The organism is Novosphingobium percolationis (assembly GCF_020179425.1).
Classification (GTDB): Bacteria; Pseudomonadota; Alphaproteobacteria; order Sphingomonadales; family Sphingomonadaceae; genus Novosphingobium; species Novosphingobium percolationis.
The window spans coordinates 1-489 of record NZ_JAILYM010000029.1 but is presented as its reverse complement, the minus strand read 5'-3'; the positions used below and the strand labels follow the sequence as shown (position 1 = coordinate 489).

At 57.3% G+C, this 489-nt stretch carries 1 pseudogene; it reads left to right on the top strand.

The features are described 5' to 3' along the window. Nucleotides 1–280: 280 nt before the first annotated feature. Nucleotides 281–489: pseudogene (locus K3A84_RS20265) on the top strand (hypothetical protein); the annotation flags it as partial.

Below are 489 nucleotides of genomic sequence, written 5' to 3'. Positions count from 1 at the left end.
AACTGCCGCCGCGAACCTAAGCCTCTGCAAGCTCAACCAAACCCAAAAATGTAGTGGTAACACTCGCGCCGGTGCGTGCATGTCATTGAACAAAAATGCCTTTTCCAAAAGCACTGTTCAAGTTGGGCCTAGCGGATATCGCCGGCTATACGATTGCACGGGCTAGCGAGGCTAGCGTGGCATGGGATCGGCTTGGACGCCTCAAGGCCTGGTTCGATCTGGTAGGTAGCCGAGACGGCGTGCGGCGGGGCTTGCAAGCCTTTGATGTGCGCAAGCCGAATTGACCAGCATTTCCCGGGTCACGCTCCGACACGCCAACTTGCTGTCAGCCAAGCTGGTGAAGAAACCCACGCTGAGGCTCTACAGGGGCTATTCGCATGGCATGGCGCTCAACCATGCTGACGTGATCAATGCCGATCTACTTCCTTCATCCGAGGGTGGGCAGGGGCCGGCCTCTACTGTCGGCTATTTCGAGCAACAAACTGCTCC